7 protein-coding genes and 1 pseudogene are annotated in these 7,696 nt (G+C 72.9%); all 8 read right to left on the minus strand.

Annotation, left to right across the window (positions count from 1 at the left end; all coding sequences use genetic code 11):
* Positions 1 to 93: 93 nt before the first annotated feature.
* Positions 94 to 1,797: pseudogene (locus AB0M52_RS26875) on the minus strand (primosome assembly protein PriA); the annotation flags it as partial.
* Complete coding sequence (gene metK, locus AB0M52_RS26880; RefSeq protein WP_111213519.1) at positions 1,794 to 2,987, minus strand: methionine adenosyltransferase; 1,194 nt, start codon at positions 2,985 to 2,987, stop codon at positions 1,794 to 1,796. The pseudogene AB0M52_RS26875 and the gene metK, both read right to left, overlap by 4 nt.
* Before the next feature lie 89 nt (positions 2,988 to 3,076).
* The gene (coaBC, locus tag AB0M52_RS26885) at positions 3,077 to 4,288 is read right to left on the minus strand and encodes a bifunctional phosphopantothenoylcysteine decarboxylase/phosphopantothenate--cysteine ligase CoaBC (protein WP_363959161.1); all 1,212 of its coding nucleotides are present in this window, start codon (positions 4,286 to 4,288) and stop codon (positions 3,077 to 3,079) included.
* 13 nt (positions 4,289 to 4,301) lie between these two features.
* A complete protein-coding gene (gene rpoZ, locus AB0M52_RS26890; RefSeq protein WP_007075826.1) occupies positions 4,302 to 4,565 on the minus strand; it encodes a DNA-directed RNA polymerase subunit omega in 264 nt (87 codons plus the stop codon).
* 50 nt (positions 4,566 to 4,615) lie between these two features.
* Positions 4,616 to 5,149, minus strand: a complete 534-nt coding sequence (locus AB0M52_RS26895) for a guanylate kinase (RefSeq protein ID WP_363959164.1) — start codon at positions 5,147 to 5,149, stop codon at positions 4,616 to 4,618.
* Between the two features lie 25 nt (positions 5,150 to 5,174).
* A complete protein-coding gene (gene mihF, locus AB0M52_RS26900) occupies positions 5,175 to 5,492 on the minus strand; it encodes an integration host factor, actinobacterial type (protein WP_007458370.1) in 318 nt (105 codons plus the stop codon).
* Positions 5,493 to 5,663: 171 nt separating this feature from the next.
* Positions 5,664 to 6,500 (minus strand): orotidine-5'-phosphate decarboxylase, encoded by an 837-nt coding sequence (gene pyrF / locus AB0M52_RS26905; RefSeq protein ID WP_363959167.1) that lies wholly within the window; start codon positions 6,498 to 6,500, stop codon positions 5,664 to 5,666.
* Between the two features lie 77 nt (positions 6,501 to 6,577).
* The coding region (bioA, locus tag AB0M52_RS26910; protein ID WP_363959170.1) for an adenosylmethionine--8-amino-7-oxononanoate transaminase at positions 6,578 to 7,696 on the minus strand (1,119 nt) is incomplete at its 5' end.

A 7,696-nucleotide genomic window follows, 5' to 3' on the forward strand; every position in this document is an offset into this window, starting at 1 on the left:
CGGACCAGGTCGTCGCCGTCGGACCGGACGTCTTCGAGGTCCGCTCGGCGGGCCTGGAGCCGCTGCGGATCCGGGTCACCACCGGTCCTCTCGCCGGGCCAGCGCCGCCGCCGCCGACCAGCGGCGCAACGCCTCCTCCCCGGCGCGCAGATCGGCCCGGGTCAGCATCGCCCAGGTGTCCAGCAGCAGCACCGCGCCGTAGCCGCCGGCGGCGACCGGTTCGGCGCCCGGCGTGGAGATCACCAGGCCGGCTCCGCCGGGGACCTCCGCCAGCACCCCCTCCCGTCCGGAGGTGCGCACCGGCACACCGGGGAAGGCCCGGCCCAGCTCCTCGGCGGTACGTCGGGCGCCGGTGACCGAGGCACGCAGCCGCCGCCCACCACACTCCGGGCAGGCGTACGCGGCGGCGACCCGGCCGCACCAGCGGCAGGCCGGGGCCCCGCCGGCCGAGGGCAGCGCGAGCGGGCCGGCGCAGTGCGGGCAGCGGGCCGGGGTACGACAGTCGGCGCAGGCCACCGAGGGCAGGTAGCCGCGGCGGGGCACCTGGACCAGGACCGGCAGCTCCGCCCGCAGCGCCTCCCGGGCGGCGGTCCAGGCCAGGCTCGGCAGTCGCGCGGTCGCGGCGGCCGGATCGCGGGCCAGTTGGGGATCGTCGCCGGTCGGAGCGACGGCGGGGGCACGCGCCCGCAGCACGGCCCGGTCGGCCACCACCTCGCGGGCCCAGCCGGTCTCCACCAGCAGCTGTGCCTCGGCGGTACGGGAGTAGCCGCCGACCAGCGCCGCGGCGTCGGCGAGCTGGGCGCGGGTGAGCAGCACCTCCCGGGCGTGCGGGTACGGGGCCCGCGGCTCGGCGTGCAGGTCGTCGCCGTCGTCCCAGATGGCCACCAGACCCAGCCGGTCGACCGGGGCGAACATGGCCGCCCGGGTGCCGATCACCACCGGCGCTTCGGCCCGGCGGGCGGCGAGGAAGGCACGGTAGCGCCGTGCGGGCCCGAGCGCGGCGGACAGGCACACGTGCCGGCCAGGTCCGAGGGTCGCGGTCAGCGCAGCGTCGAGCCGGTCCAGATCCCGCCCGTCGGCGACCACCACCAGGGCACCCCGCCCGCCGGCCACCGTCGCGGCGACCGCGGTGGCGTAGCGGGCCGCCCAGTCCTCCCCGGGCAGCGCGGACCACACGGCCCGCGGTGGGCGGCCGGCGGCGAGCGCCCGCAGCAGCGCCGGCCCGGCCGGATAGTCCCGCTACCCACCCGGCTCCGGCGACGCCGGCCGGTCGCCCGACTCGGCCCCGGCGGCGGCGTTGCCGTCCGGCCCGGCCGCGTCGCCAGGCGCAGCAGGGGCCTTGTCGTCCGGTTGGGCCAACGCGGTGGGCTCGCCCGACGCGGCCGAGGTCTCCTCGGGCGCAGCGGTGTGGGCGAGGACGTCCTTTTCGACCCGGGCGTGCCGCGGTGGGACCGCCAGGCGCAGCACGTCGGCCAGGCTGCCGGCGTACCGGTCGGCGACCACCCGGGCCAGCCGGGCCACCTCGGGGGCGAGCACCGGCACCGGCGAGACCACCCGGTCCAGGTACGCCAGCCGCGGGTGGTCGGAGCGCTCGGCCCGCTCCAGCAGCCACCCGTCGACGAGTTGGCCGGCGAAACGCACCTTCACCCGGACACCGGGCACCGCGTCGGCGGCCAGCGCCTGCGGGACCAGGTAGTCGAAGGGGCGGTCCAGGTGGGCCAGCGGCACGTCGACGCAGACACGAGCGACCGGCGACCCGTCAGCGGGCCGCCGGTCGTCACGCCTGGTGCCGGTCAGGCTCCCGCGGCCGACTTGAGGTCGGCGGCCCGGTCGGTGCTCTCCCAGGTCAGGTCCGGCAGCTCACGGCCGAAGTGGCCGTAGGCGGCGGTCTGGGCGTAGATCGGGCGCAGCAGGTGCAGGTCCCGGATGATGGCGGCCGGACGCAGGTCGAAGATCTCGGTGACCGCCTTCTCGATCGAGGTGACCGGCACCGTCTCGGTGCCGAACGTCTCGATGAACAGGCTCACCGGGTGCGCCTTGCCGATCGCGTACGCGACCTGCACCTCGCAGCGCTCGGCCAGGCCGGCGGCGACGACGTTCTTGGCCACCCACCGCATGGCGTACGCGGCGGACCGGTCCACCTTCGACGGGTCCTTGCCGGAGAAGGCCCCACCGCCGTGCCGGGCGTAGCCGCCGTAGGTGTCGACGATGATCTTCCGCCCGGTGAGGCCGGCGTCACCCATCGGGCCACCGATCTCGAACCGGCCGGTCGGGTTCACCAGGAGCCGGTAACCGTCGGTGTCCAGGCCGAGGCTCTCCAGCTCGGGCGCGATCACATGGTCGCGCACGTCCGGGGTGAGCAACGAGTCCAGCGAGATGTCCGCGGCGTGCTGGCTGGAGACGACCACCGTGTTGAGCCGGACCGGGCGCAGTCCGTCGTACTCGATGGTGACCTGGGTCTTGCCGTCGGGCCGCAGGTACGGCACGGTGCCGTCCTTGCGGACCGCGGCGAGCCGGCGGGCCAGTCGGTGCGCGAGCGCGATCGGCAGCGGCATCAGCTCGGGCGTCTCGGAGCAGGCGAAGCCGAACATCATGCCCTGGTCGCCGGCGCCCTGCGCGTCCAGCGCGCTCTCCGACGCGCCGGTACGCAGCTCGAAGGCGTTGTCGACGCCCTGGGCGATGTCCGGCGACTGGGAGCCGATGGAGACGCTGACGCCGCACGAGGCGCCGTCGAAGCCCTTCTTGGACGAGTCGTAGCCGATGCCGAGGATGGTCTCGCGCACGATCGTCGGGATGTCGGCGTACGCCTTGGTGGTCACCTCCCCGGCGACGTGGACCTGGCCGGTGGTGATGAGGGTCTCCACCGCGACGCGGCTGTGCGGGTCCTGGCTGAGCAGGGCGTCGAGGATGCCGTCGCTGATCTGATCGGCGATCTTGTCCGGGTGGCCTTCCGTGACCGATTCGGACGTGAAGAGGCGGCGTGTCACGGCACTCCTAAGTTTTTGGATGTCGTTCCGCGGCAGTTTAGTCACCGATCGTCTCCGGCACCGTCGACGGTCGTCTAGCGGTCCAACGGTCAGGAGGAGTCACCGGAGAGCCGGGCGACCACGAGGTCCCACACGCCGTCGGCGAGATCCTCCTTGGACCGTTCGGGCATCGGGATGACCGAACCGTCCACGCCGATGACGGTGGCCGCGTTGGTCTCGGCGCCGAAGACCTTGTCCGGCCCGACCTCGTTGATGACGATGAGGTCGGCCCGTTTACGGGCGAGCTTGGCCCGCCCGTTGGCCTCGGCGTCGCCGGTCTCGGCGGCGAACACCACCAGCACCTGCTCCGGTCGACGGCGCTGACCCAGCTCGGCGGCGATGTCCGGGTTGGTGACGAGTTCGATGGTGGGCGCCACGCCGTCGTCCGACTTCTTGATTTTGCCAGGCGCGTACGTCGCCGGTCGGAAATCGGCCGGAGCCGCCGCCATCACCACCGCGTCGGCGTCGACCGCGGCCTTCAACGTCGCCTCGCGCAGCTCGCCGGTGGTGCCCACCCGCACCACGTCCGCCCCGGCTGGGTCCGGCAACGCGACGTTGGCTGAGATCAGTGTCACCCGGGCACCCCGGGCGACCGCCGACCGGGCGAACGCGTAGCCCTGCTTGCCGGACGAACGGTTGCCGAGGAACCGCACCGGATCCAGCGGCTCCCGGGTGCCACCGGCGGTGACCACCACGTGCCGGCCGGTCAGGTCCGCCGGGGCGTCGACGCCACGGGCCAGGGTCCGGCGGGCGACCGCGAAGATCTCGGCCGGGTCGGGCAGCCGGCCTTTGCCGGTGTCGACGCCGGTGAGCCGCCCCACGGCCGGCTCGATGACCCGTACGCCGCGGGCGCGCAGCGTCGCGACGTTGGCGACGGTGGCCGGGTGCTCCCACATCTCGGTGTGCATGGCCGGCGCCAGCACCACCGGACAGCGGGCGGTGAGCAGGGTGTTGGTGAGCAGGTCGTCGGCGAGGCCGTGGGCGGCCTTGGCCAGCAGGTCGGCGGTGGTGGGTGCGACCACCGCCAGGTCGGCCTGCTGGCCGAGGCGGACGTGCGGCACCTCGTGCACGTCGGACCAGACGTCCTCGGCGACCGGCTGACCGGACAGTGCCGCCCAGGTCGGCGCACCGACGAAACGTAACGCCGAGGCGGTCGGCACGACCCGGACCTGGTGACCCGACTCGGTGAACAGGCGCAGCAGTTCGCACGCCTTGTAGGCGGCGATGCCGCCGCCCACCCCGAGGATGATCCGGGCGCTCATCGACGCACGGAGCTTACGGCTGGTCGGTCGGCTCGGCGGTGAGCAGGCCCGCGTTGATCTCGCGCATCGCGATGGAGAGCGGCTTCTCCTGGGGGGTGGTCTCGACCAGCGGGCCGACGTACTCCAGCAGGCCCTCGCCGAGCTGGCTGTAGTAGGCGTTGACCTGACGGGCACGCTTGGCCGCGAAGATGACCAGCGCGTACTTCGACGTCGTCTTCTCCAGGAGCTCGTCGATCGGCGGGTTGGTGATGCCTTCGGGGTTGGCGATGGATCCCACGGATAACCTCTGCGTCTTTCGCACGGACCGCGCGAACGCGGTGCCGGCGCTCAACCGCGCGGACGCGGCCGGGCCGGAGCCAGGAATGAAGAACCGATGAATCCTACCAGCTCTGCCACGACCCGCTCGGTGCGGTCGTGCGACACGCTGTGGTCGAAGGCCGCCACGGTCGCCGGGCCCGGGATCCGGCCGGGCGGGTGGAGGAGGACGAGTCGCGCCTCGGACCACGCGGCCCGGACCAGCAGCGCCCCGTCGAGGTCGAGCGGGAGCAGGACCGGCTGCCCGGCGGCGAGCCGGCTGCGCAGCGGGCCGATCTCCGTGCCGCGCAGGTACGCGCCGAGCCGGCTCCACTCCAGCAGCTCGCCCCCGGCCAACCGGCGGTCGAACTCCGCCGGCGCGAGGAAGTGACGGTGGACGCCGTCCAGCTCGCCCTCCCGGCGAGGCCGGGTGGTGACCGCGATCGGCGTCCACACAGACGGAGAACGCGCCCGGATCAACTCGACGACACTCTCCCTGCCGGCACCGGATGGGCCGGCCAGGACAGTGAGCCGAGCCGCCGGGCGCGCCTCGTCATCCAAGCTCACTGCTTGTTTCTACACGCAGCCATGCTCAGTTGGCAGCGAACTCCCCAAGCAGGGCCTTGCGCTGCTGCTCGCCGAGGCCACGCAGGCGACGGCTGTCGGCGATCTTGAGCTTCTCCATGATCTGGGTGGCTCGGATCTTGCCGATGCCCGGCATCGCCTGAAGCACGGCCGACACCTTGAGCTTGCCGACGACATCATCGGACTCGGCCCGCTCGAGAACGGCTCCGAGGGTGGTCTTGCCCTGCTTGAGCTGCTCCTTCAGCTCGGCACGGGCTTTGCGGATCTCCGCAGCCTTCTCCAGCGCGGCTGCGCGCTGCTCGGGGGTCAGTGACGGGAGCGGCACCAGTTCTCCTCAGGTCCCTATCGCGGCGGGCGGGACGCGCCGCCGCATCTGTGAAACGTGGTGTCGCTGTGAACCAAGGGGTTCCCAGCGCGGGGAAAACTAGCGGTCAACGGAGCTTTCGGCAACGTGGGCACGCGACGATCACCACAAAGTGACCGACCCGTCAGTCAGTCACGACAACGCCAGAACGCCCCGACAATCGGCCACCGCGCGCTCCGCCGCAGCCCGCAACGCCGCCGGGTCCGGGCCAGCCCCCAGCACCTCCCGGGAGTACGAGGGCAGCACCGCAGGCAGGGCGGAACCGAAGACCACCCGCAGATCCGCAGCCGTCGCACCCTGCGCGCCGAGGCCCGGCGCGAGCAGCGGACCATTCACCGCAGACAGGTCACAGCCGGTCTCACCGACCGTCGCGCCGACCACCAACCCGAAGCTCCCGAGCGGCTCCGCACCGGCGTTGAGCTGGGAAATCTCGTCAATCACCGTCTGCGCCACGGTGCGTCCGTCAGCGCCGCGGGCCCGCTGGACCGACGCGCCCTCGGGGTTGGAGGTCAGCGCCAGGACGAACACTCCACCGCCGTGTTCGGCGGCCAGCTCGAACATCGGGTCGAGCGAGCCGACCCCCAGGAAGGGGCTCGCGGTCACCGCGTCGACATACATGGGGCTGGATGGATCTAGGTACGCCGACGCGTACGCGCGGACCGTCGAGCCGATGTCGCCGCGCTTGACGTCAAGCAGAACGAGCGAGCCATAATCTCGTAACTGTCGGATAGTTGACTCAAGAACCGCCACTCCTTGGGACCCGAATCGCTCGAAGAACGCCGACTGGGGCTTGACCACCGCAACCCGGTCACCGAGGGCGTCCACGACGGTCCGGGCGAACCGGCGCAACCCGTCGACGTCGTCGGTGAGGCCCCAGCGGGCCAGCAGTGCCGGATGCGGGTCGATCCCGACGCAGAGCGGGCCCCGCTCGCTGACCGCCCGATGCAATCGGGCCCCGAAGCTCGCCATTCCGCCGTGCCTTTCTCTGATGCTCAACTTGCCCTGTTCGGCTACTCAACCTTTGGCGTCCCCGTACAACTGACTACTCAGGCGACCTTGACGGCCGCAGCGATACCCGCCGCGATCAGTGCCAGGTCGGCGTCGTCGGTCACGTACGGCGGCATGGTGTAGACCAGATCGCGGAACGGGCGCAGCCACACCCCCTGGGCCACCGCGGCGGCCGTGGCGGCGGCGAGATCCACCTCGTGATCCAGTTGCACCACGCCGATCCCGCCGAGCACCCGGACGTCCGCCACCCCCGGCGCGCCGCGCAGCGGCTCCAGACCGGCGCGCAGACCCCGCTCAAGCCTCGACACCTGACCGGCCCAGTCCCCGGCCCGCAGCAGGCCCAGGGAGGCGTTGGCGACCGCGCAGGCGAGCGGATTGCCCATGAACGTCGGTCCGTGCGCCAGGACGCCGCCGCTGCGGATGCCCCGTGCCACCTCCGCCGTGCACAGCGCGGCGGCCAGGGTGACATAGCCGCCGGTGAGCGCCTTGCCGACGCACATCACGTCCGGCACGACCCCGGCGTGCTCGGCCGCGAACATCGTCCCGGTGCGACCGAAGCCGGTGGCGATCTCGTCGAAGATCAGCAGCACGCCGTGCGCCCGGGTCACCTCGCGCAACACCCGCAGGTAGTGCGGGTGGTGGAAGCGCATCCCACCGGCGCCCTGCACCACCGGCTCCACGATCACCGCGGCCAGCTCGTGGGCGTGCCGCTCGACCGCGTCGACCAGCGCCGCCTCGTACGCCGGATCCGGCGCGGAGTCGAAGCCGCCCGGCGGGACCGGGGCGAAGACCTGCCGGGGCAGCACGTCGCCCCAGAGGTGGTGCATGCCGCCCTCGGGATCGCAGACGCTCATCGGGTGGAACGTGTCGCCGTGGTAGCCGCCCCGCCAGGTGCCCAGCCGGCGGCGCTGCGGCTGGCCGGTGGCCCGCTGGTACTGCAGGCACATCTTCACCGCGACCTCGACGCTGACCGAGCCGGAGTCGGCCAGGAACACATGCTCCAACCCGTCGGGCGCCAAGTCGACCAGGGCGCGGGCCAGCTCCACGGCGGGCGCATGGGTCAGCCCGCCGAACATGACGTGGCGTGGACCACCGTCGCGCGGAGGCTGACCGACGCGGCGGTGGCGGCGGACCGGGGCGAGCGGTTCACCTACTCC

Source organism: Micromonospora sp. NPDC051296 (assembly GCF_040682255.1).
In the GTDB taxonomy this organism is placed as follows: domain Bacteria; phylum Actinomycetota; class Actinomycetes; order Mycobacteriales; family Micromonosporaceae; genus Micromonospora; species Micromonospora craterilacus.

Excerpts from the sequence above, each read along its gene's own strand:
- coaBC (WP_363959161.1), bottom strand. The coding sequence starts at position 4,288 with ATGAGCGCCCGGATCATCCTCGGGGTGGGCGGCGGCATCGCCGCCTAC.
- pyrF (WP_363959167.1), bottom strand. The coding sequence starts at position 6,500 with ATGGCGAGCTTCGGGGCCCGATTGCATCGGGCGGTCAGCGAGCGGGGC.